Raw genomic sequence first — 26,634 nt, 5'->3', positions numbered from 1 at the left:
GACTTACTCCTCGCGCAGGGTCTGGATCATGTAGTTGACATCAACGTCCGAGGCCAGTTTGTAATGCTTGGTCAGCGGGTTGTAGGTCAGGCCGATGATGTCCTTGACGGTCAGCCCGGCCATGCGGCTCCAGGCGCCGAGCTCGGATGGACGGATGAATTTCTTGAAGTCGTGGGTGCCGCGCGGCAGCAGCTTCATGATGTATTCGGCACCGATGATGGCGAACAGATACGCCTTCGGGTTGCGGTTGATGGTGGAGAAGAACACCTGGCCGCCGGGTTTGACCATGCGGAAGCAGGCACGGATGACCGACGAGGGGTCTGGCACGTGTTCAAGCATTTCCAGGCAGGTGACCACGTCGAACTGCCCGGGCATCTCTTCGGACAGGGCCTCGGCGGTGATCTGCCGGTATTCGACGTTGACGCCGGATTCCAGTTGATGCAGTTGCGCGACCGCCAGGGGCGCTTCGCCCATGTCGATGCCCATCACCGTCGCCCCGCGCAGAGCCATGGCTTCGCTGAGGATGCCGCCGCCGCAGCCGACGTCGAGCACTTTCTTGCCGGCCAGATTGACCCGTTCGTCAATCCAGTTGACCCGCAGCGGGTTGATGTCGTGCAGCGGTTTGAATTCGCTTTCACGGTCCCACCAACGATGGGCCAGTGCTTCGAATTTGGCGATTTCGGCGTGGTCGACGTTACTCATGTGCAGATCCTCGAAAAACTTTAAAAAAATCAGGGCCCCGAGCCGCGGCTCGAGGGGCAGGGTCATTCGTCATGGCCGCCGATACGACGCCCCCAGGCCTGGGCCGTGGCGATCAGTTGCGATTCGTCCAGGCGAGTCAGCCGGCCGTCCTCCAGCAATGGTTTGCCGGCCACCCACAGGTACTTCGCGCAATCGCGGCCCGTGGCATAAATCAGTTGTGACACCGGATCGTAGATCGGTTGCTGCGCCAGTCCCGACAGGTCGAAGGCCACCAGGTCGGCCGCCTTGCCGACTTCCAGCGAGCCAACCGTCGCTTCGAGGCCCAGCGCCCGGGCGCCATTGAGCGTGGCCATGCGCAACGCCCGGTGGGCATCGAGGGCGGTGGCCGAGCCGGCGACAGCCTTGGCCAGTAGCGCCGCGGTGCGGGTTTCGCTCAGCAGGTCCAGGTCGTTGTTGCTCGCCGCGCCGTCGGTGCCGATCGCGACATTGACCCCGGCTTGCCACAGACGCTCCACCGGGCAAAAGCCGCTGGCCAGCTTGAGGTTCGATTCGGGGCAATGAATCACGCTGCAATTGCTTTCTACCAGCAACCCCAGGTCTTCATCGCTGACCTGAGTCATGTGCACGGCCTGAAATCGTGGGCCCAACAAACCCAGTCGACCCAGGCGCGCCAGGGGCCGCTCAGCAGTGTTATCCAATGCCTGCTGCACTTCGAAGGCGGTTTCGTGGACGTGCATATGGATTGCTGCGTCCAGTTCCTCGGCGATGACGCGGATTTTTTCCAGGTTGTCGTCGCCGACGGTGTAGGGCGCATGGGGCCCGAATGCAACTTTGATCCGAGGATGGTGCTTGAGGTCGCCAAACAATTCGATGCCCTGACGGATGGCTTCGTCGGCGTTGGCGGCTCCGGGAATCGGGAAGTCAAGGATCGGAAGGGCGATTTGTGCGCGGATGCCGCTGTTATGAACGCGTTCGCTGGCAACCTTGGGATAGAAATACATGTCAGAGAAACAAGTGATGCCGCCCTTGATCTGCTCGGCGATTGCCAGATCGGTGCCATCGCGGACGAATGCCTCATCGACCCATTTGCCCTCGGCCGGCCAGATATGCTGCTCGAGCCAGGTCATCAACGGCAGGTCGTCCGCCAGGCCGCGGAACAGGGTCATCGCCGCATGGCCGTGAGCGTTGATCAGCCCTGGGCTGAGTAGCATGCCCGGCAGCTCGCGGACTTCGGCGGCGTTGCACTGGAGGGCTTCTGCCCGTGGCCCGATGAAGACAATGCAGCCGTCGCGGACACCCAGACCATGATCCTTGAGTACCACACCGGCGGGTTCGACAGGCACCAACCAGGTCGGCAGCAATAATAAGTCGAGCGCAACGGCGGTCCTGGGCATCGTGGGTCGGTTCCATCGGATATATAAGGATGGCGAAGTATACCCGAGCGTCTTCGCGGAGGGATCGCTATAATCGGCGGCTTTTGTTCATGAGTGCGGGGTGAGGGATGCGCGATCGTCTGTTGGCAGCTGAGAAGGTGAAGGCCATCGACTGGCGCAATGGCTACCTGCACTTGCTGGATCAGCGTCTTTTGCCGTTCGAGGAACGCTGGATTGCCTATGACAGTGCGGCCGGCGTGGCCGAAGCCATCCGTTCGATGGTGGTGCGCGGTGCGCCGGCTATCGGCATCAGTGCGGCCTATGGCGTGGTGTTGGCCGCTCGCGCGCGATTTGCCGAAGGCGGTGAATGGCGGGTCGCGCTGGAAACCGACTTTGCGCTGCTGGCCGAATCCCGGCCGACAGCGGTGAATCTGTTCTGGGCCCTGGACCGGATGCGCGACCGGCTGGCGCGTCTGAAGGAGCATGTCGAGCCGCTGGCGGCGCTCGAAGCCGAGGCCATGGCTATCCATGAAAGCGACCGCGAAGCCAACCTGACCATGGCCCAGCTCGGTGTCGATCTGATTCGCAGGCACCAGGGCAATGCCCAGGCCATCCTCACTCACTGCAACACGGGCGGCCTGGCTACCGGTGGTTTCGGTACGGCCCTGGGCGTGATCCGTGGCGCGTTTCTCGAAGGCATGGTCGAGCGCGTCTATGTCGGCGAAACCCGTCCGTGGCTGCAGGGTTCGCGCCTGACCGCCTGGGAATTGCTCAACGAAGGCATCCCGGTAACCCTCAACGCAGACTCCGCGGCCGCCCACATCATGAAAACCAAGGGCGTGACCTGGGTGATCGTCGGTGCCGATCGCATCGCCGCCAATGGTGACGTGGCGAACAAGATCGGCACTTACCAACTGGCGGTCTGCGCCATGCACCACGGCGTGCGCTTCATGGTGGTGGCGCCGAGTTCGACCATCGACATGAGCCTGGCCAGTGGCGAGGACATTCCCATCGAGGAGCGCGATGGGTGCGAACTGTTGGAAGTCGGCGGCAAGCGGGTGGGCGCGCAGGCGGATGCCTTCAATCCGGTATTCGACGTGACGCCGGCAGACCTGATCGACGCCATCATCACGGAAAAGGGCATCGTCGAGCGCCCGGATACCGCGAAACTGGCGCAGTTGATGTGTCGCAAGCGGTTGCATTGATATCAGGGTTGACCAAAAAGCCGCTATTGCGAGCCTGCTCGCGATAGGGCCCTTAAAGTCAGTGGAATAGCCAGAACCACCCCACCATTCTGCATCCGGCAAGCCTCTAAGCGCCTCTGCTCCGATATCAGCCTGTCATCGGTCAACTAACTACTCACCATGCGCATCTGGGGGATAGGTGCGTGGCGGCTCTTGTGATAACATCCGGCGGTTTCCAGGGCTGCCTTGCGAGGCAGTCTCTACTGCGCAGATCCATGGCATAACTCGTTGATTTGTCGTAAGTCGTTGCATGGCACTTGTTCTGCAGCGGCGAGCTTCGTTCGTCCCATCTGGACGCACGGGGTTTCACCAGAAAAAGGAATCAGGCTTCTCATGGGCGAACTGGCCAAAGAAATCCTCCCGGTCAATATCGAAGACGAGCTGAAACAGTCCTACCTCGACTACGCGATGAGCGTGATCGTCGGGCGGGCGCTGCCGGATGCGCGCGATGGCTTGAAGCCCGTGCATCGGCGCGTGCTGTACGCAATGAGCGAGCTGGGCAACGACTTCAACAAGCCGTACAAGAAATCCGCCCGTGTCGTCGGCGACGTGATCGGTAAGTATCACCCCCACGGTGACACTGCCGTGTACGACACCATCGTCCGGATGGCGCAGCCCTTTTCCCTGCGCTACCTGCTGGTAGACGGTCAGGGCAACTTCGGTTCCGTGGACGGCGACAACGCCGCGGCCATGCGATACACCGAAGTGCGCATGACCAAGCTGGCCCACGAGCTGCTGGCCGACCTGCACAAGGAAACCGTGGACTGGGTGCCGAACTACGACGGCACCGAGATGATTCCGGCGGTGATGCCGACCCGTATCCCGAACCTGTTGGTCAATGGCTCCAGCGGTATCGCCGTGGGCATGGCCACCAACATCCCGCCGCACAACCTCGGTGAAGTCATCGACGGCTGCCTGGCCCTCATCGACAATCCCGAGCTGACCGTCGATGAGCTGATGCAGTACATTCCCGGCCCGGACTTCCCGACCGCCGCGATCATCAACGGCCGCGCCGGTATCATCGAAGCCTATCGCACCGGCCGTGGTCGCATCTACATGCGCGCCCGCTCCACCGTCGAAGATATCGACAAGGTCGGCGGCCGCCAGCAGATCGTTATCACCGAGCTGCCATACCAGCTGAACAAGGCCCGCCTGATCGAGAAGATCGCCGAGCTGGTGAAAGAGAAGAAGCTCGAAGGTATCACCGAGCTGCGTGACGAGTCCGACAAGGACGGTATGCGCGTGGTGATCGAGTTGCGTCGTGGCGAAGTGCCTGAGGTGATCCTCAACAATCTCTACGCCCAGACCCAGCTGCAAAGCGTGTTCGGCATCAACATCGTTGCGCTGATCGACGGTCGTCCGCGGATCCTGAACCTCAAGGACCTGCTGGAAGCCTTCGTGCGTCACCGTCGCGAAGTGGTGACCCGCCGTACTGTGTTCGAACTGCGCAAGGCTCGCGAGCGTGGCCATATCCTCGAAGGCCAGGCCGTTGCCTTGTCGAACATCGACCCGGTCATCGCCCTGATCAAGGCCTCGCCGACCCCGTCGGAAGCCAAGGAAGCGCTGGTCAGCACCCCTTGGGAATCCAGTGCGGTGATGACCATGGTCGAACGTGCCGGCGCCGACTCATGCCGTCCGGAGAACCTCGATCCGCAATACGGTCTGCGCGACGGCAAGTATTTCCTGTCCCCGGAACAGGCCCAGGCCATCCTGGAATTGCGTCTGCACCGCCTGACCGGCCTGGAGCACGAGAAGCTGCTGGCCGAGTACCAGGAAATCCTCAACCAGATCGGCGAGCTGATCCGCATCCTCAACAGCGCCACGCGCCTGATGGAAGTGATCCGCGAAGAACTGGAAGTGATCCGCGCCGAATACGGCGACGTGCGCCGCACCGAGATCCTCGATGCGCGCCTGGACCTGACCCTGGGTGACATGATCCCGGAAGAAGACCGCGTGGTGACCATTTCCCACGGCGGTTACGCCAAGACCCAGCCGCTGGCCGCCTACCAGGCCCAGCGCCGTGGCGGCAAAGGCAAGTCGGCCACTGGCGTGAAGGACGAGGACTACATCGCTCACCTGCTGGTCGCCAATAGCCACACCACGCTGCTGCTGTTCTCCAGCAAGGGCAAGGTGTACTGGCTCAAGACCTATGAAATCCCCGAGGCGTCCCGTGCTGCGCGCGGTCGTCCGCTGGTCAACCTGTTGCCGCTGGACGATGGCGAGTACATCACCACCATGCTGCCGGTCGAGGAATACACCGAAGGTCACTACATTTTCATGGCGACCGCCAACGGTACGGTGAAGAAGACCCCGCTCGAATCGTTCAGTCGCCAGCGCAGCGTGGGCCTGATCGCCCTGGAGCTGGACGAAGGCGACGTGCTGATCTCCGCTGCCATCACCGACGGCGAGCGTGAAGTGATGCTGTTCTCCGACGGTGGCAAGGTGACCCGCTTCAAGGAATCCGACGTCCGCGCCATGGGCCGTACCGCCCGCGGTGTGCGCGGTATGCGCCTGCCGGAAGGGCAGAAGCTGATTTCCATGTTGATCCCCGAAGAAGGCAGCCAGATCCTCACGGCTTCCGAGCGTGGCTATGGCAAGCGCACGCCTATCAGCGAGTTCCCGGAGTACAAGCGTGGCGGTCAGGGCGTGATCGCCATGGTCAGCAACGAGCGTAACGGCCGCCTGGTGGGGGCTGTCCAGGTGCTCGATGGCGAGGAAATCATGTTGATTTCCGACCAGGGTACGCTGGTCCGTACACGGGTCGATGAAGTGTCCAGCCTGGGCCGTAATACTCAGGGCGTGACGCTGATCAAGCTGGCCAACGACGAAACGCTGGTGGGACTCGAGCGGGTCCAGGAGCCATCGGAAGTCGAAGGCGAGGAGCTGGAAGGCGACGAGAACGTGACCTTCGACGGCGCCCTTGGGGCTGACGTCGATGACATGACCGGCGACCAGTCGCTCGACGCTGCCGCAGATGAAGAAGAACCGCAGGACTAAGCAGACACGCAGGGGGCGGATGAAGATTCGCCCCCTTGTTGTTTATCCCTTTTGAAAATTTGCGACACTGCATAACTGTGTAAGCGAGCCTTGCTCCCACAGTGAGCACTCGCTGACACCGTATTAATGTGTGACCACCAGATCAGAGCGAGATTGGATGTGAGCAAGAGAGCCTATAACTTCTGTGCCGGCCCGGCGGCGCTTCCTGAAGCGGTCCTGAAGCGCGCCCAGGGTGAACTTCTCGACTGGCATGGCAAGGGCCTGTCCGTCATGGAAATGAGCCATCGCAGCGATGAGTTCGTGTCCATTGCCACCAAGGCCGAGCAGGACCTGCGTGATCTGCTGAACATCCCGTCCAACTACAAGGTGCTGTTCCTGCAAGGCGGCGCCAGCCAGCAATTTGCCCAGATTCCGCTGAACCTGCTGCCGGAAAACGGCCACGCCGACTACATCGACACCGGCATCTGGTCGCAGAAGGCCATCGAAGAGGCTTCGCGCTACGGCCGCATCAATATTGCCGGCACCGCCAAGCCCTACGACTACTTCGCCATTCCTGGCCAGAATGAATGGAACCTGTCCAAGGACGCGGCCTATGTTCACTACGCGCCAAACGAAACCATCGGCGGCCTGGAATTCAACTGGATCCCGGAAACCGGCGACGTGCCGCTCGTGGCCGACATGTCCTCGGACATTCTTTCGCGCCCTGTGGATGTCTCCCGCTTCGGCATGATCTATGCCGGAGCCCAGAAGAACATCGGCCCGAGCGGCATCCTGGTCGCCATCATCCGTGAAGACCTGTTGGGTCGCGCCCGCTCCCTGTGCCCGACCATGCTCAACTACAAGGTCGCGGCCGACAACGGCTCGATGTACAACACCCCGCCGACCCTGGCCTGGTACCTGTCCGGCCTGGTATTCGAGTGGCTGAAAGAGCAGGGTGGCGTCGAGGCCATCGGCAAGCTCAACGAAGTGAAGCAGCGCACCCTCTATGACTTCATCGATGCCAGCGACCTCTACAGCAACCCGATCAACAAGACCGACCGTTCGTGGATGAACGTGCCGTTCCGCCTGGCCGACGACCGTCTGGACAAGCCGTTCCTGGCCGGTGCCGACGAACGCGGCCTGCTGAATCTCAAGGGGCATCGCTCGGTGGGCGGCATGCGCGCTTCGATCTACAACGCCGTGGACATCGACGCTGTCAATGCGCTGGTGGCCTACATGGCGGAGTTCGAGAAGGAACACGGCTGATGTCAGAGCAAGAACTCAAGGCGCTGCGCCTGCGCATCGACGCCCTGGATGAAAAGGTCCTGGAGTTGATCAGTGAGCGCGCGCGCTGCGCCCAGGAAGTTGCCCGGGTAAAAATGGCGTCCCTGGCCGAAGGCGAGACGCCGGTGTTCTATCGCCCAGAGCGTGAGGCCCAGGTGCTCAAGCGGGTCATGGAGCGCAACAAGGGGCCGCTGAGCAACGAAGAAATGGCACGGCTGTTCCGTGAAGTCATGTCCTCGTGCCTGGCCCTCGAGCAACCGCTGAAAGTCGCCTACCTGGGGCCGGAAGGCACGTTTACCCAGGCCGCCGCCTTGAAGCACTTTGGTCACGCGGTGATCAGCAAGCCAATGGCGGCCATCGACGAAGTGTTCCGCGAAGTGGCGGCCGGTGCGGTGAATTTCGGTGTGGTGCCGGTGGAAAACTCCACCGAAGGTGCGGTCAACCACACGCTGGACAGCTTCCTCGAGCACGACATGGTGATCTGTGGTGAAGTCGAGCTGCGTATTCACCATCATTTGCTGGTGGGCGAGAACACCAAGACCGACAGCATCAGCCGGATCTATTCCCATGCCCAGTCCCTGGCCCAGTGCCGCAAGTGGCTGGATGCCCATTACCCGAATGTGGAGCGCGTGGCGGTGTCGAGTAACGCCGAAGCGGCCAAGCGGGTGAAGGGCGAGTGGAATTCCGCCGCGATCGCCGGGGATATGGCGGCGGGCCTCTACGGCTTGACCCGATTGGCCGAAAAGATCGAGGACCGTCCGGACAATTCCACGCGGTTCCTGATGATCGGCAATCAGGAAGTGCCTCCGACCGGCGACGACAAGACCTCGATTATCGTCTCCATGAGCAACAAGCCCGGCGCGCTTCACGAATTGCTGGTCCCGTTCCACGATAACGGTATCGACCTGACCCGGATTGAGACCCGTCCTTCGCGCAGCGGTAAATGGACCTATGTGTTCTTTATCGATTTCGTCGGCCATCACCGCGATCCGCTGGTAAAAGGTGTGCTGGAGAAAATCAGTCAGGAAGCAGTGGCACTCAAGGTGCTGGGTTCCTACCCCAAGGCAGTTCTTTAAGGGCGGATAGCAAATGAGTGGCAACTTCCTCGCGCTGGCTCAGCCAGGCGTGCAACAACTGTCGCCTTACGTTCCGGGCAAGCCTGTGGATGAACTGGCTCGCGAGCTGGATCTGGACCCGGCAAGCATCGTCAAGTTGGCGAGCAACGAAAATCCGCTGGGAGCGAGCCCCAAGGCGCTTGAGGCAATCCGCAGCGCATTGACCGAGCTGACCCGGTATCCCGATGGCAACGGCTTTGCATTGAAAAGCCTGCTGGCCGAATGTTGCGGTGTTGAATTGAGCCAGGTGACGTTGGGCAATGGTTCCAACGATATCCTCGAACTGGTGGCGCGTGCCTACCTGGCGCCGGGCCTCAATGCCGTTTTCAGTGAGCACGCCTTTGCGGTCTACCCGATTGCCACCCAGGCCGTCGGTGCCGACGCCCACGTGGTGCCGGCCAAGGATTGGGGGCATGATCTCCCGGCGATGCTGGCAGCCATCGATGCCAACACCCGAGTGGTATTCATCGCCAACCCGAACAATCCGACCGGCACCTGGTTCGATGCCCAGGCCCTGGACGATTTCCTCCAGGACGTACCCGAGCATGTGCTGGTGGTGCTGGACGAGGCCTATATCGAATACGCCGAAGGCAGCGACTTGCCGGATGGCCTGGATTTCCTCGCGGCCTACCCGAACCTGCTGGTCTCGCGCACCTTCTCCAAGGCCTATGGTCTGGCGTCGCTACGGGTCGGTTATGGCTTGTCCACTGCGGTGGTGGCCGACGTGCTGAACCGGGTGCGTCAGCCATTCAACGTCAACAGCCTGGCCTTGGCCGGTGCCTGTGCGGCGTTGCAGGATGAGGCCTACCTGGCCGAAAGCCGACGCTTGAACGAGGCGGGCATGGGGCAACTGGAGGCCGGGTTCCGTGAGTTGGGCCTCAGCTGGATTCCGTCCAAGGGGAATTTCATTTGCGTTGACGTTGGTCGTGTTGCCGCGCCAGTGTTCCAGGGCTTGCTGCGCGAGGGCGTGATCGTCCGTCCGGTGGCCAACTATGGCATGCCGAACCACCTGCGCGTCACGATTGGTCTGCCAGCGGAAAACAGCCGTTTCCTCGAGGCGCTGAGCAAGGTCCTGGCACGTGGTTGATGTCACTTCACTGCAACCTGCCGTCCCTATGATCGGTCGCCTGGTGGTGATCGGCCTTGGGCTGATCGGTGGTTCGTTTGCCAAGGGCCTGCGTGAAAGCGGCCTGTGTCGTGAGGTGGTCGGTGTCGACCTGGATCCGCAGTCGCGCAAGCTGGCGGTGGAGCTAGGGGTAGTGGACCGTTGCGAGGATGACCTGGCCATCGCTTGCCAGGGCGCGGACGTGATCCAGCTGGCAGTGCCGATCCTGGCCATGGAAAAACTACTGGCACGCCTGGCGACCATGGAACTTGGGCAGGCGATCCTGACTGATGTCGGCAGTGCCAAAGGCAACGTCGTGCGCGCAGCCACCGAAGCTTTCGGTGGAATGCCGACGCGTTTCGTGCCCGGCCACCCAATTGCCGGTTCCGAGCAGAGCGGGGTGGAAGCTTCCAATGCCGAGCTGTTTCGTCGCCACAAGGTCATATTGACGCCGCTGGACCAGACCGATCCGGCCGCGTTGGGGGTCGTAGACCGTTTGTGGCGTGAACTGGGTGCCGATGTCGAGCACATGCAAGTCGAGCGTCACGATGAAGTACTGGCCGCCACCAGCCATTTGCCACACCTGTTGGCGTTCGGCCTGGTGGATTCATTGGCCAAACGCAATGAAAATCTTGAGATCTTCCGTTACGCTGCCGGCGGTTTCCGCGATTTCACGAGAATCGCGGGTAGCGACCCGGTCATGTGGCACGACATCTTCCTCGCCAACCGCGAAGCTGTCCTGCGCACACTCGATACATTTCGCAGCGACCTCGACGCCTTGCGCGACGCGGTCGATGCAGGGGACGGGCACCAATTGCTGGGCGTTTTCACACGCGCCAGGGTAGCCCGCGAGCATTTCAGTAAAATCCTGGCCCGTCGGGCCTATGTGGACGCTATGAATTCCAACGATCTGATTTTCCTGGCACAACCTGGTGGCTCCCTGAGCGGGCGTATTCGTGTACCGGGTGATAAATCGATTTCCCACCGCTCGATCATGCTCGGCTCCCTGGCTGAAGGTGTGACCGAGGTGGAAGGCTTCCTTGAGGGCGAAGATGCCCTGGCGACGCTGCAAGCGTTTCGCGACATGGGCGTGGTCATCGAGGGGCCGCACCACGGCCGCGTGACCATCCATGGCGTTGGCCTGCATGGCCTCAAGCCTGCACCGGGTCCGATCTACCTGGGCAACTCCGGTACTTCGATGCGCCTGTTGTCCGGCCTGCTGGCGGCCCAGGACTTTGACAGTGTCCTGACCGGTGATGCGTCGCTGTCCAAGCGTCCGATGAATCGCGTCGCCAATCCTTTGCGCGAAATGGGCGCTGTCATCGAGACCGCAGCCGACGGTCGTCCGCCGATGACCATTCGTGGTGGCCACAAGCTCAAGGGTTTGACCTATACCATGCCGATGGCCAGCGCCCAGGTGAAGTCCTGCCTGCTATTGGCCGGTCTCTATGCCGAAGGCAAGACCACTGTCACCGAACCGGCCCCGACCCGCGACCATACCGAGCGCATGCTGCGCGGCTTCGGCTATCCGGTCACGGTGAATGGCGCCACGGCTTCGGTCGAGTCCGGCAGCCAATTGACCGCGACCCACATCGAAGTGCCTGGCGATATCTCCTCGTCCGCGTTCTTCCTGGTGGCGGCGTCAATCGCCGAAGGTTCAGACCTGGTCCTCGAGCATGTCGGGATCAACCCGACCCGTACCGGCGTGATCGACATCCTGCGCCTGATGGGCGCGGACATCACCCTGGAGAATCAGCGCGAGGTCGGCGGTGAACCGGTTGCGGACCTTCGCGTAAGAGCGGCTAAACTCAAGGGTATCGAGATTCCGGAGGCGCTGGTTCCGCTGGCGATCGACGAGTTCCCGGTGCTGTTCGTGGCGGCGGCTTGTGCAGAAGGGCGTACCGTATTGACGGGCGCCGAAGAGCTGCGGGTCAAGGAATCGGACCGTATCCAGGTCATGGCGGATGGCTTGCTGGCGCTTGGCGTCAAATGCGAACCAACCCCGGATGGCATCATCATCGATGGCGGCCAGATCGGCGGCGGCGAAGTCCATGGGCATGGCGACCACCGTATCGCCATGGCGTTCAGTGTTGCGTCCCTGCGTGCCAGCGCACCGATCCGCATCCATGACTGTGCCAACGTCGCGACGTCGTTTCCGAACTTCCTGGCGCTGTGCGCGCAGGTCGGTATTCGAGTAGCACAAGAGGCGCAGTCGTGAAGATCAAGACACCGGTCATCACTATCGATGGCCCAAGCGGTTCGGGCAAGGGCACCGTGGCCGGGATCCTGGCCCGGCAGTTGGGCTGGAACCTGCTCGATTCCGGGGCTCTGTATCGATTGCTGGCTTTCGCGGCCGGCAACCATGGCGTGGATCTCACCAACGAAGAGCTGCTAAAGGCCCTGGCGGCTCATCTGGATGTACAGTTCATTGCCGCCACCGAGGGCCAGCTGCAACGCATTATTCTGGAGGGTGACGAAGTCAGCGATGTCATCCGTACGGAGAGTGTCGGCGCCGGCGCTTCCCAGGTTGCCGCGCTGCCAGCGGTGCGCGAGGCCTTGCTGCAGCGCCAACGTGCATTTCAGGAGGCGCCAGGGTTGGTGGCCGATGGGCGGGACATGGGAACGGTGGTGTTTCCGGACGCACCATTGAAGATTTTCCTGACCGCCAGTGCGGAGGAGCGGGCTCGCCGCCGATATTTGCAGTTGAAGGGCAAAGGCGAGGATGTTAGTCTGTCGAGTCTGCTAGATGAGATCCGTGCGCGCGATGAGCGTGACACCCAGCGCGCAGTAGCCCCGCTCAAGCCGGCGGCCGATGCGATACAGCTGGACTCCACGGAGTTGTCCATCGATCAGGTGTTGCAACGCATCATGAGCGAGATCGCTATTCGCGATATCGCCGGGTGACCAGGAAGCTCCGCAGGGGACCAGTCATAGTCCTGCGGTCTTCTTTTATATGAAACTAACCCACGTCGTCTGGGGCGTGGAGCCGGGCGTATTCTTCGCCCCCATCAACAGGAATTAAAATGAGCGAAAGCTTTGCGGAACTCTTTGAAGAAAGCCTGAAAACCCTGAACCTTCAGACAGGCTCCATCATCACCGGTGTTATCGTTGATATCGACTACCAGGCTCGCTGGGTAACCGTTCACGCTGGCCTGAAGTCTGAAGCCCTCATCCCGCTGGAACAGTTCTACAATGACGCTGGCGAGCTGAACATCAACGTCGGTGACGAAGTTCACGTTGCTCTGGACTCGGTTGAAGATGGCTTTGGTGAAACCAAGCTGTCCCGTGAGAAAGCCAAGCGCGCTGAATGCTGGATCGTTCTGGAAGCGGCTTTCGCAGCTGAGGAAGTGGTCAAGGGCGTTATCAACGGTAAGGTTAAAGGCGGCTTCACTGTCGACGTTAACGGCATCCGTGCGTTCCTGCCAGGTTCCCTGGTTGACGTCCGTCCAGTGCGCGACACCACGCACCTGGAAGGCAAAGAGCTGGAATTCAAGGTCATCAAGCTGGACCAGAAGCGCAACAACGTTGTCGTTTCCCGTCGCAGTGTCCTGGAAGCCGAGAACTCCGCCGAGCGTGAAGCTCTGCTGGAATCGCTGCAGGAAGGCCAGCAGGTCAAAGGTATCGTCAAGAACCTCACCGATTACGGCGCATTCGTCGATCTGGGTGGCGTCGATGGCCTGCTGCACATCACCGACATGGCCTGGAAGCGTATCAAGCATCCTTCGGAAATCGTCAACGTTGGCGACGAGATCGATGTCAAGGTTCTGAAGTACGATCGCGAGCGCAATCGTGTTTCCCTGGGTCTGAAGCAACTGGGTGAAGATCCATGGGTCGCTATCAAAGCCCGTTACCCAGAAGGCACCCGCGTCACCGCTCGTGTTACCAACCTGACCGACTACGGCTGCTTCGCTGAGCTGGAAGAAGGCGTTGAAGGTCTGGTACACGTTTCCGAAATGGACTGGACCAACAAGAACATCCACCCTTCGAAAGTCGTACAAGTCGGCGACGAAGTGGAAGTCATGGTTCTGGACATCGACGAAGAGCGTCGTCGTATCTCCTTGGGCATCAAGCAGTGCAAGTCGAACCCATGGGAAGACTTCTCTGGCCAGTTCAACAAGGGCGACAAGATCTCCGGTACCATCAAGTCGATCACCGATTTCGGTATCTTCATCGGTCTGGACGGCGGCATCGACGGTCTGGTTCACCTGTCCGACATCTCCTGGAACGAAGTGGGCGAAGAAGCTGTACGTCGTTTCAAGAAGGGTGACGAGCTGGACACCGTTATCCTGTCGGTTGACCCAGAGCGCGAGCGTATCTCCCTGGGTATCAAGCAGCTGGAAAGCGATCCGTTCTCCGAATACGTCTCGGAAAACGACAAGGGCGCCATCGTCAAGGGCACTGTGAAGGAAGTTGACGCCAAGGGCGCCATCATCACTCTGGCCGATGATATCGAAGCGACTCTGAAAGCCTCCGAAATCAGCCGTGACCGCGTTGAAGACGCTCGCAACGTGCTGAAAGAAGGCGAAGAAGTAGAAGCCAAGATCATCAGCGTTGACCGCAAGAGCCGCGTAATCCAGCTCTCGATCAAGTCGAAAGACGTTGAAGAAGAGAAAGAAGCTATCCAGAGCCTGCGCGACAAGCCAGCTCCGGATGCGCCGGCCACCACTCTGGGTGACCTGCTGCGTGCGCAAATGGAAAAACAGAACTGAGTTCTGGGTTTCTGTAGAAAAAGGGCGACTTCGGTCGCCCTTTTTTGTGCCTGCGGATATTCTGCGTTTCGTGGTGTACAGGGGGGGATTCGCCGGTGCGGTTACCGCGAAACCAACCTCCGATTCAAATTGTCTCTTTATCAGGTGGGCCGATTATCTATAAGAGTGGGTCCGAGCCTGGCGCGTATGATTGGTCAGGTTCTTGGCTCAAGGAGTCGAATGAAGAAGCTTTTTCCAGTCTTGGTTGTTCTGGTGCTGGTGGGGTGTTCTACCAGTGCTAAGACACACGCAGTGCGCGGCGTCAGCGGCATTGAGATTGATTGCTCGGGACTGGGTTCCGGGTGGGAGAAATGCCATAAACGTGCTGCCAGGGAGTGCGAAGGGGCGGGTTATAAGGTGATAACCCGGTCTGACGATGCAAAGGATGAGGATTGGTATCCTTTGGGCTTCAACCCTGCTGGGTACCTGACCCGAACAATGCTGGTTATATGCCGATAGTCATAAGAGCTCTCGTGTCTGCACCAAAAAAGGGATAGCCAGATACATAAAAGATTTGTCAATACTCGGGCTGTTCAAATCCCTTCGGGCATGCTAAAACCTTTTGAAGCACTGATCTAGCTGCTTGATAAAGAAGGGAAAAATATGACGAAGTCGGAGTTGATCGAACGAATTGTCACCCATCAAGGGCTACTCTCATCCAAAGATGTGGAGCTGGCCATCAAGACCATGCTTGAACAAATGTCCCAGTGCCTGGCGACCGGGGATCGTATCGAGATCCGTGGCTTTGGCAGTTTTTCCCTGCATTACCGTGCTCCGCGGGTAGGGCGTAATCCCAAGACCGGGCAGTCGGTAAGCCTGGACGGCAAATTCGTTCCTCATTTCAAGCCAGGTAAGGAGCTCAGGGATCGTGTGAATGAGGAGGAGGGGAGTGACCTTTAAAGGAGAATCGACGAAAAGGGGGTGGGGATGCGGAACATTAAGCGCCTGATGTTTGTCGTAGCTGTGCTACTCGTGGCTGCTGCCATTGTCCTGTTCGTGCTCGAAAATCGTCAGCCCGTTACGCTGCTATTCTTGGGGTGGTCGGGTCCGCAATTTCCGATCTCGGTTTTCGTGCTGCTGGCGCTTCTCGCTGGTATGATGATAGGACCTCTGCTCACATGGTTCATTGGTGTGAGTCGACGGTTGAAATAATGGATGCCTGAGCCCGTAGTCTTGGTAAGGATCACTGTCTGCAATTTTTCTGACTTTTGGGTGCGTTTTGTTCGTATTGAATCTGACTCCGTTTTTTACTGTATCTGCTGAGGCCTTGCTCGTTTTGCCTTTTGATGCGTTTGATGTGTCTGCAAGTGCGATATCGGGCGGGGATCTTCATGCAAAATGATCGTATTGAAGCTCGTGGCGCTGATGAAGTTGATCTGATTGAACTGGCTCAAGGTCTCTGGGTTCAAAAATGGCTGATCTTGGGAGTGGCTCTACTGGTTGCCGTGGGCGCAGGCGCTTACGCGTTCCTCAGTAAGCCGGTTTATGAAGCCAAGCTTTTTATTATGCCTCCTACCCAGAACGGCATTGCTGAGCTGAATTATGGTCGAGGGAAAAGCACGGAGTTGGATCTTTATACTATCCAGCATGTTTATGATGTGTTTGCCCGGAACCTGCAGGCGGAAACTCTTCGGCAGGCATTCTTCAATGAGGTGTACCTTCCTTCTCTCGAGGAATCTCAGCGGAAAGGGGCGTTGGACCGGGTGTATGAGCGCTTCTCTCGCGATTTAATAATAAAAGGTCCTGGCAAGGACACTCCGGATCGGTTTTCAGTTACTGTCAGGAGTGACAATCCGGTAGAGGCCACAGAGTGGGCCAAGGCCTATGTACAGCGCGCTAATGATGCTGCAGAGTCGGAACTGATCAAGAACGTCACCACCGAAGCTTCGGTCAGGGCGCGTAACCTTGAACAGAGAATTGTCAGCTTGCGCGAAAATGCGCTGCGGATACGAGAGGATCGTATACAGCAACTTCGCGAAGCATTGAAGATTGCGCAGGCAATCGGGCTCACAACGCCTACAATCAATTCTTCCGCCGCTATCGATATCACGGTAGAGACAAATAACAAGATGGATTACCAGCGAGGCAGCAAGGCGCTGATCGCCGAAATCAATGCGTTGGAGTCGCGTTCTTCCGATGACGCCTTTATCAAGGATTTGCGGTTGTTGCAAATGCGGTACAACTTCTATCGTAAGTTGAATATTGATCCTGAGCGTGTTTCGATTTATCGGCAGGACGGTAACGTCGATGTGCCAGAGAGTCCAGTAAAACCCAAGAAAGCTCTGATTCTTATCTTGGGTATTGTTGTGGGCTTTGTGCTGGGCGGTTTTATAGCCCTTGTTAGATTTGTGATAGGCCGAAGCAAACAAAGGCAAGCTCATCCGGTGTAATAAACACGGTGTGCTTGTTCAAACTCGCCATAGCCTGGGTTGTTCGGCTGTGGCGGGTTTTTAGTGTTGGCCTAAAATAAAAAGATCCTCCTTCCTCGCTGTGCCTGTAGCATCCAATTGTCGATAGAGCTTGTTCTATTCATGATTGTGAGGGCGGCGCACTAATGAGGAGGGGGCAACGGTATCTTTCTGCAGCCATCGCTGCGCAGTAGCAAAGCCGAATAGAATATCTCATGCGCACGCGAAATTTATCACAGCTTACCAATATCGCAATTCGCGGTTTGACACTGGTAAGTAAGTTTTTACTTATATTTTTTCTGGCTCGATTTCTTGAGCCCGGAGAGTTGGGTGTCTACGGTTTGCTGGCTGCTACCGTAAGTTACTCCTTGTATTTTTTGGGTTTTGACTTTTATACCTACAGCACCCGCGAGCTGCTTAAGCGTGACCGGAAGGAATGGGGAGGGCTGCTCAAGGCTCAAGGCGCGTTGACGTTGGTGCTGTACGTGGTTTTTCTGCCATTGCTGACTTTGATTTTTATCGGTGGGTTGCTACCTGTAAGTGTCATCGGTTGGTTTTTTGCGTTATTGGTTCTTGAGCACCTTACTCAGGAACTCGGTCGCTTGCTGGTGGCGGTGTCTGATCAACTGTATGCGAGCCTGGTTCTTTTTTTTCGTTCCGGTATATGGGCGGTCTTGGTGGCCGGAATGATGTGGGGAGTTCCGAAGACCCGAGATCTTGATGTTGTATTGGGTGCGTGGGTTCTGGGAAGCCTGGTGGCTCTATCCTTAGGATTTTCCAGAGTATGGCGAATGAGGCTGTCCGGGTGGCAGCAGGAAATTGATTGGGCTTGGGTCTTGAAGGGGCTGAAGCTCGCGTTTGCGCTGTTGATTGCGACGTTGGCTATCCGTGCGCTTTTCACTCTGGATCGTTACTGGTTTGGACACCTGGCGGGGCTCGATGCACTGGGAGCCTATGTGCTGTTCATGGGAATCAGTATGGCGCTTATCTCTTTTCTGGATGCTGGTGTATTCGCATTTATCTACCCTGGGTTGATAAGCGCTCATCAGCAGGGAAATGCAGCTGGATTTCGTAGCGGAATGCGTAGGCTCTTGCTGCAGACGATCAGCTTTTCCTGCATTTTTTCTGTGGCCGGGCTATTGGCGGTGGGGCCGTTGCTGCTGTGGCTTGACAGGCCGCTGTACAGCGCGCAGCAAGGGCTTTTCGTCTGGATCCTATCGGCTACCGTGCTCTATGCGGTAGGCATGGTTCCGCATTTTGGGCTATATGCTCAAGGGCATGATCGGCCCATTATCCACAGTCACATCGTCAGTTTGATAGTATTCGTTCTGGCCACCTGGATTTTTGCGCAATTTTGGCCCCAGCTGGCGGTGCCGTTAGGATTGTGCATCAGCTTTTTCTTCGTTCTGTGCTGGAAGGCTTGGAGTTTCCACCGCCTGACTCCAGCACCTTACCGTTTATTCCAATCCTGACCTCGTGCGGGAAGTAACCAAGGGACGCGTCAATGTTTACCAACAAAACCATTCTCATCACCGGCGGTACCGGCTCTTTCGGTAATACGTTCGTGCCTATGACCCTGGCAAAATACAACCCGAAAAAAATCATCATTTTTTCCCGGGATGAGATGAAGCAGTGGGACATGGCGAAGAAGTTTGAGGGCGACTCGCGTGTTCGCTTCTTTATTGGCGACGTTCGCGACAAGGAGCGCTTGTACCGAGCCTTGGATGGCGTCGATTACGTAGTCCATGCTGCGGCGACCAAGATCGTTCCAACGGCGGAATACAACCCTTTTGAGTGCATCAAAACCAATATCAATGGTGCCATGAACCTTATCGACGCGTGCATCGATAAAGGCGTCAAGCGTGTCGTAGCCTTGTCCACCGATAAAGCCAGCAGTCCGATCAACCTGTATGGCGCAACCAAACTGGCGTCGGACAAGCTGTTCGTTGCCGGTAACTCCTACGCCGGTGGCCACGAAACTCGCATGGCGGTCGTGCGCTACGGTAACGTCATGGGGTCGCGCGGTTCGGTCATTCCGTTTTTCATGTCGATCAAGGGTAAAGGGGAACTGCCGATCACGGATGATCGCATGACTCGTTTCATGATCTCCCTGGAAGAGGGGGTAGAGCTGGTCTGGCATGCTTTTGAAGACATGGAAGGCGGGGAAATCTATGTAAAGAAGATCCCTTCAATGAAGGTAACCGATCTAGCCCGCGTCGTTGCCCCTGATGCCAAGCAGACAATCGTCGGTATCCGCCCAGGTGAAAAACTCCACGAACAAATGATCAGTGCTGAAGACTCCTACTACACGTATGAGTATCCGGAGCACTTCAAAATCCTTCCGGTGATCAATGACTGGGCAACTTGTCCGAAGCGCATCAAGGATGGCAAGAAGGTCGCTGAGGGGTTCGTTTACTCCAGCGATAACAACACTGAATGGATGAGCGACGACGATCTGCGCAATTGGATCAATCTCAACGAAGCCAAGATTGGGAGTATCTGATCGATGATTCCCTACGGTCGCCAGGATATAACCCAAGCTGACATCGATGCGGTAATTGGGGTGTTGCAATCCGACTTTCTAACCCAGGGCCCGATGGTGCCTCGCTTCGAACAGTTGGTTGCTCAGCATGTCGGTGCCAGTCACGCGTTGGCAGTTAACAGCGCGACATCTGCGTTGCACATTGCTTGTCTTGCATTGGGTCTTGGTCCGGGCGACCGTTTATGGACGAGCCCTATTACGTTTGTGGCATCTGCCAACTGCGGACTGTATTGTGGGGCAAAAGTTGATTTCGTGGATATAGATCCAAAAACTTATAATCTTTGCCCCGTTGCGCTTGAACGCAAATTGGAGCAGTCTGAGCGAGACGGTACGCTGCCAAAAGTGGTAGTGCCGGTACACCTCTGTGGCCAGCCTTGCGATATGCAAGCAATCCATAGCTTAGCCAAGCGTTATGGATTCAAAATAATCGAAGATGCTTCGCACGCCATCGGTGGAAAGTATAAAGGCGAGTTCATTGGTAACGGTAAATATAGCGACATTACCGTATTCAGCTTTCATCCGGTAAAAATCATCACTACCGCCGAAGGCGGTATGGCGGTGACTAACAACGCCGAACTGGCGAACAAGATGGCGTTGCTGCGTAGTCACGGTATTACCCGCGACGTACAGTATATGACTCAGGAAACTGACGGTCCTTGGTACTACCAGCAGATTGATCTGGGTTTCAACTACCGGATGACCGAATTGCAGGCAGCCTTGGGCGTCAGTCAAATGGAGCGATTGGATCAATACATCGCTCGACGCCATCAGTTGGCTGCTCGTTATAATGAGCAGCTATCGACATTGCCTATAACACTCCCTTGGCAGCATGCTGATAGCTATTCGGGCCTGCATCTTTATGTGATCCGACTGCAATTGGAGAAGATCGCAAAAACGCACCGGCAAGTGTTCGAGTCGTTACGAGAACAAGGAATTGGTGTGAATCTGCACTACATACCAGTCCACACACAACCTTATTATGCACGGATGGGTTTTAAACCTGAGGAGTTTCCGGAGGCTCAGAGTTATTACCGCGAAGCCATCAGCATTCCAATGTTTCAAACCATGACATCGGATCAGCAGGATGCGGTAATCGCCTCGTTGCAAAAGGCCATTTCATGACAAGTGTAGCTGTGCTGCAGGCCAGAACTTCCTCGTCTCGTCTCCCTGGTAAGGTGCTGCTGCCTGTTAAGGGAATTCCTCTGGCTTTACTGGCAGCTAAGCGTGCGGCTAATACTGGCCGAGATGTGATAGTGGCGACCTCGAGCCTGGCCAGCGATGATGCACTTGCTGATTTAATCGCCCATCATGGCCTAACTTGTTTTCGGGGCAGCCTTGAAAATACGCTGGAACGTGTTGTCCTGGCGTTAGAGGCGTACGACGATGACGCAATCGTATTTCGTCTAACAGCGGACAATGTGTTCCCTGACGGCTGTCTGTTAGATGAGCTCGAAAGAGTATTTGTCGAGGGGGAATACGAATACCTCTGCTGCAATGGTGTGGAATCTGGCCTGCCCTATGGGGTTAGTGCTGAAGTTACACGATTGAGGCATCTACGCTGGGCATTGGCAAATGCCGTCGAAGCGTTTGATCTTGAGCACGTGACGCCATTGATAATCAAGCGATTTGGGCGTCACTATTTTAAAGGCAACACGTCGCTCGGCCTAGGATTGTTGCGCTGCACGGTTGACAACCTTGATGATTACTTGCGAGTCCAAAGAGTATTCAATTCGGTTGACGATGCCGTAAATGTGAACTGTGAACAGTTAATTGATAAATTGAAGGCGCTGCCGGATGGGCCGGTGGTAACGCAAGCGGCTAGTAAGTTGGTGTTCGGTACGGTGCAGTTAGGATTGGACTACGGGGTAAATAATACCTCTGGCCGCCCAAACCTCGCCCAAGCCTGTGAGATGCTTCGTACAGCAGTAAACAATGGTGTTGCCTATATCGATACGGCCCGGGCATACGGTTCTAGCGAAGCCGTGGTTGGCAATGCTTTCAAGGGGGGCTGGGAGGGACGCGTCTCTGTAATTACCAAGCTCAGTCCTTTGGCAGACTGCCCTGATGATGCAGCGTCCTTCTGGATCCGCTCGGCAGTGGATGCCAGTGTTTTCGAATCTTGCTATCGCTTGGGCACGACAACGTTGGACATCGTCATGCTGCATCGAGCCGCTCAGCTTGATCAATGGCAAGGGGCCGCATGGGAGAGGCTTGTCCAGCTGAAGCAGGATGGCGTCATCAAGCTGCTGGGCGTCTCTGTCCAGAACCCCGCAGAACTACGCCGGGTGCTTGATGAGCCGCTTGTGAGTCATGTCCAGCTTCCTTGCAATCTGTTGGACTGGCGATGGGACAACTCGATTTCGCTCGTTGAAGAAATCAAGCGTCGCCGGCCGCTCACCATTCATATCCGTAGTGCTTTGTTGCAGGGCTTGTTGGTGAGTGACAGTGAAGAAAATTGGCGATCAGCCCATGTTGGGAGTTCTGTTGCGGTGCGTAACTGGCTGAACGAACAGGTATCCAATATGGGACGCAGTAGCATCGTTGATCTGTGCCTTGCATATTTGCGTGGGCTAACATGGGTCGATGGCATCGCTGTGGGAATGGAGACCAGCGAGCAGTTGAAGGAAAACTTGGAACTGTTTTGCAAGTCGCCGCTGGAAGCCGAAGAGATAACAATGCTTCAGGCCTCGCGTCCTCGGTTGGCGGAGCAGACATTGAATCCAGCGTGCTGGCTAAGGAGCTGAGTGTTGAACAAAGGACTTGAGCTGTTCTCTTTGTCCGGCAAAAACGTGTTGATTACGGGGGCTACAGGTTACCTGGGGACCGCGATGTGCAACGCTGTGGCAAGTGCGGGCGCGCATGTGTTGGTAAACTCTCGTTCATCACAGCGTGGATTGTTGCTGGTCAATGAACTGTTGGACAACGGTTTGTCTGCCGAACTCGCGATATTCGATGTGAGCGATGAAGTGCAGGTAGCTGGGTATATGGATAAATTTGCTCCGCGCGAGTTGCATGTGTTAATTAACAATGCTTACGCAGGAGGCGGCGGAACAATAGAGGCCAGTTGTGGCAAGAGTTATCTCGATGCTTATGAAGTATCGGTCATGGCTGCTCATAATCTTCTGAAATATTCTCTGTCTTCATTAAGAAGAGCTGTTCGTTCCACTGGAGAAGCTTCGGTAATAAACGTTGGATCAATGTACGGTGTGGTAAGCCCAGACCCTCGAATCTATGATACCGCTGGTGGCACCAACCCTCCTTTTTATGGGGCTGCCAAGGCGGCGATGATTCAATGGAGCAAGTACGCAGCATGCGAATTTGGAAAAGAGGGAATCCGCGTAAACTCGATTTCGCCTGGTCCTTTCCCATCGACACAAGTACAGCAGACCAGCCCTGAATTTATTGCCAGGCTCGAACAGAAAGTTCCAATGGGGCGCATCGGTCAAGCCCGGGAGATGATGGGGCCCATACTGTTCCTTGCATCGTCCGCTGCTTCCTTTGTAAATGGCACCAACCTTGTCGTGGATGGCGGCTGGACGGCATGGTAAACAAGGCCACCGTTGTATTCCGGGTCGATGCTTCGCTGCAGATGGGTAGCGGGCACGTCATGCGTTGCCTGACGTTAGCCAAGGCGTTGAGGGCGGGGGGGGCCGAGTGTTTGTTTATCTGTCGGGAGCATCCCGGTCATCTGACTGACTTTATCCGGAGCGAGGGGTTTGGAGCTTACGGCTTGGGGCACGCTTGCGCTGAAGTAGGGGCCGATACCCATGCTGAGCGGGCCGGTGGGCTCGCACATGCTGCTTGGCTGGGAGTGAGCCAGAATCAGGACGCAGAAGCCTGTGCAGTGATTCTTGAAGATCTCAGGCCAGATTGGTTGATCGTTGACCATTACGCCTTGGACGTGGAATGGGAGCGCTCTCTCCGAGTATTTTTCACCCATCTTCTGGTCATCGATGACTTGGCTGATCGCGAGCACATTTGCGATTTGCTACTTGACCAGAACCTGGGGCGAGTGAAAGAAGACTACACGTCATTGGTTCCCGGCGGATGCCAGCTTCTGGTCGGGCCGCAGTACGCGCTTCTGCGGTCGGAGTTCGCCAGGCTTCGCGAGAAGAGCCTTGAGCGACGTCGCCATCCTCGTGTTCAACATATCTTGATTACGATGGGGGGTGTCGATCATTCGAATGCAACGAAGGCGACCCTGGAGGCCTTGAAATGTTGCGCACTACCAGCGAATGGTCGCATTACTGTCATAATGGGACTGAAAGCCCCATACCTGGCCGAAGTGCTAGACACCGCGTCCCACATGCCTTGGCCTACAGAAGTGCTTGTTAATATCACTGACATGGCAGAACAGATGGTATCGGCAGATGTTGTTATCGGGGCTGCTGGAAGTACTTCATGGGAGCGGTGTTGTTTGGGCGTCCCTACAATTATGGTGGTATTGGCAGATAATCAACGGTCGGGCGCTAAGGCATTATCAAACTCAGGAAGTGTATTGTTGATCGAGCAAGTAAGCGATATCCATGAATGCTTGCCTCTAGCCATGCGCGTCGTAGAGGACGAGAAAATTCTGGCAGAGCTGAGCCACAGCGCGCGCGATGTTTGTGATGGGTTGGGTGTGCAGCGGCTAATCAAGGAAATGGGTGGCTTGAATGCATGATTCACGGCCCGAGTATTCATCGATACGGAGAATGAATACTAACGATCTGGACATCGTGCTTAGCTGGCGCAATCATCCCGACATTCGTCGTTATATGTACACTCAGCATGAGATCACGATTGAAGAACACCGCTCGTGGTTTTTACGTGTTTCTCAGGATCCACGCACGCATCTCCTTATATTCGAGCAGGAGGGGAGGCCACTGGGTTATGTGAATATAACAGAGCAGCGCTCCGTTGGAGTAGCGGACTGGGGATTCTACATTGCGCCAGATGCGCCCAAGGGAACGGGGCGACAGTTAGGGGAGGCTGCTCTGGCATTTGCCTTTCGCAAACTCAATCTGCACAAAGTTTGTGGTCAGGCGATTGCCTTCAATGAACGCTCAATTCGATTCCATCGCAGCTTGGGATTCCAGCAGGAAGGGACTCTGCGTGACCAGCACTACGATGGAGAAAATTATCATGCCATCATCTGCTTTGGATTGTTAAGCGCTGAATGGCTGCAAAAAAATGGGAATGAATAGCATGCCGAATCCATCGATCAGTATTGCCGGCAGGAAGATTGGTGTCGACGAACCGCCTTATGTTATAGCTGAATTGTCTGCCAATCATAATGGTCATTTTGAAACCGCCAAGAGAATCATGGAGGAGGCAAAAAAGGCCGGCGCTGACGCGATCAAGTTGCAGACGTATACAGCCGATACCATTACATTAAAGTCTGATTCAGATGAGTTCCGGATCAGCGGCGGGTTATGGGATGGACGAACGTTATATGACTTGTACGAAGAGGCACACATGCCTTGGGAGTGGCACGCCCCACTTTTTGATTATGCACGAAAGTTGGGTATCACGATTTTCAGTTCGCCCTTCGATAGGACGGCAGTCGATCTGCTGGAAGGATTAAACGCCCCTGCTTATAAAATCGCATCGTTTGAAGCGATTGATTTGCCTCTCATCAAATATGTCGCCAGTACGGGGAAACCCATGATTATTTCCACTGGCATGGCTGATGCCGAGGAAATAGAGGAGGCCATTGTGGCGGCCCGTGAGGGTGGTTGTAAGGAGTTGGCGATACTTCACTGCGTCAGTGGTTATCCTGCTCCTGCGCATGACTATAATTTGCGAACGATACCCGACATGATCCGGCGACACGGGTTGGTGACGGGGTTGTCCGATCATACATTGGATAACACTACTGCTATTACGAGTGTAGCGTTGGGTGCATCAATCATTGAAAAACACTTCACACTTGACCGGAGTGGTGGTGGGCCCGATGACAGTTTCTCACTCGAACCCTCGGAGTTGATGGCCTTATGTCAGGATAGCAAAACGGCATGGGCTGCGTTGGGCAGGGTTGATTACGGCAGAAAATCAAGCGAGCAGGGAAACGTGCAGTTTCGGCGTTCGTTATATTTTGTCAAATCCTTGAAGGCAGGTGATGTTATTGCGGCCGACTCGGTTAGAAGTGTGAGGCCAGGGTTTGGTGTGCCTCCTAAATTCATGGACAGTGTTGTTGGTAGTGTGTTGACTAGGGATGTGGCGGAAAACACTCCTGTAAAAATGGACGATTTCCATGCCAGATAAGAAGCAAATAAGGACCGTCCTCGGTCGTTTGCCGCTGATGCTTCAGCTCTGCTGTGCACACTTGATTTGTGGTTTTGAATCTATTGTGCAGCAGCGGCGGGCAGCCAAACTAAAGCGTATGGGTATGTCCGAGTTTGTTATTCCTGTGAATGAATTTGACTCCTCCAGAGTCTGTCATATCCTTGCCTCGGGTTGGAGTTTAAATCACTCCTTTGACAGTATTGATCGTTCAAATTCATTTGTCATCGGGTTTAATTTTTCTTTTTTAAAGTGCAAAGATCCCGATTTGCACTTTATAGAAAATGCCTCTGTGAAAAATTTGCGTTTTTTTGTCAATACCTATCAAGCGTATTTTGCACTAGAGAAATTCAATGTTTTCTCCAGATCAAAGGTTATTTTCAAGAATTTGTCGGAACTTAAAAATTCGATCGGTCTGATTGGCATGCTGTACGCGGGTAAGGCGCTATTTATCAAGGATCGGCATTTCCGGATCTTTGGTAGCAAGGGAGTCGCTCCTATAGTGGCTCAGATGTGTGCAGACTCCCGGCATTTGCCCCAGGCCGTTTCCAGTGTCGTTGGCTTGGTTATATTGGCCAAAACCATGGGCTTCAAGAAAATTATCGTTCATGGTCTGGACTTTCAAGGGCCGCACTTTTATGGTGCCGATGCTTCCGAGGTGATTTTCAATGATGCGGAGCTTCCTCCACCATTGAAGTTGGATGAGACAGGGGTCGAGTTGCATAAAACCGCTGTCGGTGAAAATGGCGTTGGTGTAGTGACGGTCATGCAAGCGTTAAAGGAAGAACTAAAGAAATACGATGTTGAAGTGTTGGCAGCCAGTCGGCTGTCTCCGTCGGCCAAAGTCTTGGGGTGGGTTTAGCCTGAATGATA

Annotated in this window: 23 protein-coding genes; 21 read left to right on the top strand and 2 right to left on the bottom strand. The window is 56.4% G+C overall.

Going from position 1 to position 26,634, the window contains the following annotated elements; all coding sequences use genetic code 11:
* Positions 1–3: 3 nt before the first annotated feature.
* Both ubiG and LCU97_RS02155 read right to left on the bottom strand, forming a co-directional pair.
* On the bottom strand, positions 4–702 hold the full coding sequence (ubiG, locus tag LCU97_RS02160; protein WP_053155394.1) for a bifunctional 2-polyprenyl-6-hydroxyphenol methylase/3-demethylubiquinol 3-O-methyltransferase UbiG: 699 nt from the start codon (positions 700–702) through the stop codon (positions 4–6).
* Positions 703–764: 62 nt separating this feature from the next.
* The gene (locus LCU97_RS02155; protein ID WP_053155062.1) at positions 765–2,096 is read right to left on the bottom strand and encodes a TRZ/ATZ family hydrolase; all 1,332 of its coding nucleotides are present in this window, start codon (positions 2,094–2,096) and stop codon (positions 765–767) included.
* Positions 2,097–2,203: 107 nt separating this feature from the next.
* Between LCU97_RS02155 and mtnA the strand changes: the two genes are divergently transcribed.
* The 21 genes from mtnA to LCU97_RS02050 all read left to right on the top strand — a co-directional run bounded on the left by mtnA (position 2,204) and on the right by LCU97_RS02050 (position 26,623).
* Positions 2,204–3,280 (top strand): S-methyl-5-thioribose-1-phosphate isomerase, encoded by a 1,077-nt coding sequence (gene mtnA / locus LCU97_RS02150; protein WP_053155063.1) that lies wholly within the window; start codon positions 2,204–2,206, stop codon positions 3,278–3,280.
* Positions 3,281–3,652: 372 nt separating this feature from the next.
* The gene (gyrA, locus tag LCU97_RS02145; protein WP_053155065.1) at positions 3,653–6,316 is read left to right on the top strand and encodes a DNA gyrase subunit A; all 2,664 of its coding nucleotides are present in this window, start codon (positions 3,653–3,655) and stop codon (positions 6,314–6,316) included.
* A 159-nt stretch (positions 6,317–6,475) separates the two neighbouring features.
* On the top strand, positions 6,476–7,561 hold the full coding sequence (gene serC, locus LCU97_RS02140; RefSeq protein WP_053155067.1) for a 3-phosphoserine/phosphohydroxythreonine transaminase: 1,086 nt from the start codon (positions 6,476–6,478) through the stop codon (positions 7,559–7,561).
* A complete protein-coding gene (gene pheA, locus LCU97_RS02135; protein ID WP_053155069.1) occupies positions 7,561–8,655 on the top strand; it encodes a prephenate dehydratase in 1,095 nt (364 codons plus the stop codon). Before serC ends, pheA begins: the two co-directional genes overlap by 1 nt.
* A gap of 13 nt (positions 8,656–8,668) precedes the next feature.
* Positions 8,669–9,781 (top strand): histidinol-phosphate transaminase, encoded by a 1,113-nt coding sequence (gene hisC, locus LCU97_RS02130; protein ID WP_232775443.1) that lies wholly within the window; start codon positions 8,669–8,671, stop codon positions 9,779–9,781.
* Between the two features lie 28 nt (positions 9,782–9,809).
* Positions 9,810–12,017: a bifunctional prephenate dehydrogenase/3-phosphoshikimate 1-carboxyvinyltransferase gene (locus tag LCU97_RS02125; protein WP_232775572.1), complete on the top strand. Its 2,208-nt coding sequence runs from the start codon at positions 9,810–9,812 to the stop codon at positions 12,015–12,017.
* Positions 12,014–12,703 (top strand): (d)CMP kinase, encoded by a 690-nt coding sequence (gene cmk, locus LCU97_RS02120; RefSeq protein WP_053155075.1) that lies wholly within the window; start codon positions 12,014–12,016, stop codon positions 12,701–12,703. Before LCU97_RS02125 ends, cmk begins: the two co-directional genes overlap by 4 nt.
* A gap of 119 nt (positions 12,704–12,822) precedes the next feature.
* Entirely contained in the window at positions 12,823–14,508 is a 1,686-nt protein-coding gene (gene rpsA / locus LCU97_RS02115) for a 30S ribosomal protein S1 (RefSeq protein ID WP_053155077.1), read from the top strand.
* A gap of 219 nt (positions 14,509–14,727) precedes the next feature.
* On the top strand, positions 14,728–15,006 hold the full coding sequence (locus LCU97_RS02110; RefSeq protein ID WP_053155080.1) for a hypothetical protein: 279 nt from the start codon (positions 14,728–14,730) through the stop codon (positions 15,004–15,006).
* A gap of 144 nt (positions 15,007–15,150) precedes the next feature.
* A complete protein-coding gene (gene ihfB, locus LCU97_RS02105; protein WP_053155082.1) occupies positions 15,151–15,447 on the top strand; it encodes an integration host factor subunit beta in 297 nt (98 codons plus the stop codon).
* A gap of 27 nt (positions 15,448–15,474) precedes the next feature.
* On the top strand, positions 15,475–15,699 hold the full coding sequence (locus tag LCU97_RS02100) for a LapA family protein (RefSeq protein ID WP_053155083.1): 225 nt from the start codon (positions 15,475–15,477) through the stop codon (positions 15,697–15,699).
* A 179-nt stretch (positions 15,700–15,878) separates the two neighbouring features.
* Positions 15,879–16,937 carry an LPS O-antigen chain length determinant protein WzzB gene (locus tag LCU97_RS02095; RefSeq protein WP_232775442.1) on the top strand — a complete coding sequence of 353 codons (1,059 nt, stop codon included), beginning with the start codon at positions 15,879–15,881 and terminating at the stop codon, positions 16,935–16,937.
* Positions 16,938–17,170: 233 nt separating this feature from the next.
* Positions 17,171–18,427, top strand: a complete 1,257-nt coding sequence (locus tag LCU97_RS02090) for a lipopolysaccharide biosynthesis protein (RefSeq protein ID WP_053155085.1) — start codon at positions 17,171–17,173, stop codon at positions 18,425–18,427.
* A 32-nt stretch (positions 18,428–18,459) separates the two neighbouring features.
* Positions 18,460–19,458: a UDP-N-acetylglucosamine 4,6-dehydratase (inverting) gene (pseB, locus tag LCU97_RS02085; protein ID WP_053155088.1), complete on the top strand. Its 999-nt coding sequence runs from the start codon at positions 18,460–18,462 to the stop codon at positions 19,456–19,458.
* Between the two features lie 3 nt (positions 19,459–19,461).
* Positions 19,462–20,619 (top strand): UDP-4-amino-4,6-dideoxy-N-acetyl-beta-L-altrosamine transaminase, encoded by a 1,158-nt coding sequence (pseC, locus tag LCU97_RS02080; RefSeq protein WP_232775441.1) that lies wholly within the window; start codon positions 19,462–19,464, stop codon positions 20,617–20,619.
* On the top strand, positions 20,616–22,241 hold the full coding sequence (locus LCU97_RS02075) for an aldo/keto reductase (RefSeq protein ID WP_232775440.1): 1,626 nt from the start codon (positions 20,616–20,618) through the stop codon (positions 22,239–22,241). The genes pseC and LCU97_RS02075 overlap by 4 nt, the downstream gene beginning before the upstream one ends.
* A gap of 3 nt (positions 22,242–22,244) precedes the next feature.
* Entirely contained in the window at positions 22,245–23,045 is an 801-nt protein-coding gene (locus LCU97_RS02070; RefSeq protein ID WP_232775439.1) for an SDR family NAD(P)-dependent oxidoreductase, read from the top strand.
* Positions 23,039–24,160, top strand: a complete 1,122-nt coding sequence (gene pseG, locus LCU97_RS02065) for a UDP-2,4-diacetamido-2,4,6-trideoxy-beta-L-altropyranose hydrolase (RefSeq protein ID WP_269802786.1) — start codon at positions 23,039–23,041, stop codon at positions 24,158–24,160. The genes LCU97_RS02070 and pseG overlap by 7 nt, the downstream gene beginning before the upstream one ends.
* A gap of 31 nt (positions 24,161–24,191) precedes the next feature.
* On the top strand, positions 24,192–24,683 hold the full coding sequence (pseH, locus tag LCU97_RS02060) for a UDP-4-amino-4,6-dideoxy-N-acetyl-beta-L-altrosamine N-acetyltransferase (RefSeq protein WP_232775438.1): 492 nt from the start codon (positions 24,192–24,194) through the stop codon (positions 24,681–24,683).
* 1 nt (position 24,684) lies between these two features.
* The gene (pseI, locus tag LCU97_RS02055; RefSeq protein WP_232775437.1) at positions 24,685–25,743 is read left to right on the top strand and encodes a pseudaminic acid synthase; all 1,059 of its coding nucleotides are present in this window, start codon (positions 24,685–24,687) and stop codon (positions 25,741–25,743) included.
* Complete coding sequence (locus LCU97_RS02050; protein WP_232775436.1) at positions 25,733–26,623, top strand: hypothetical protein; 891 nt, start codon at positions 25,733–25,735, stop codon at positions 26,621–26,623. The genes pseI and LCU97_RS02050 overlap by 11 nt, the downstream gene beginning before the upstream one ends.
* Positions 26,624–26,634: the final 11 nt, after the last annotated feature.

This window comes from Pseudomonas uvaldensis (assembly GCF_021271205.1).
In the GTDB taxonomy this organism is placed as follows: Bacteria; Pseudomonadota; Gammaproteobacteria; order Pseudomonadales; family Pseudomonadaceae; genus Aquipseudomonas; species Aquipseudomonas uvaldensis.
This window is presented reverse-complemented; position numbering and strand designations above follow the sequence as displayed.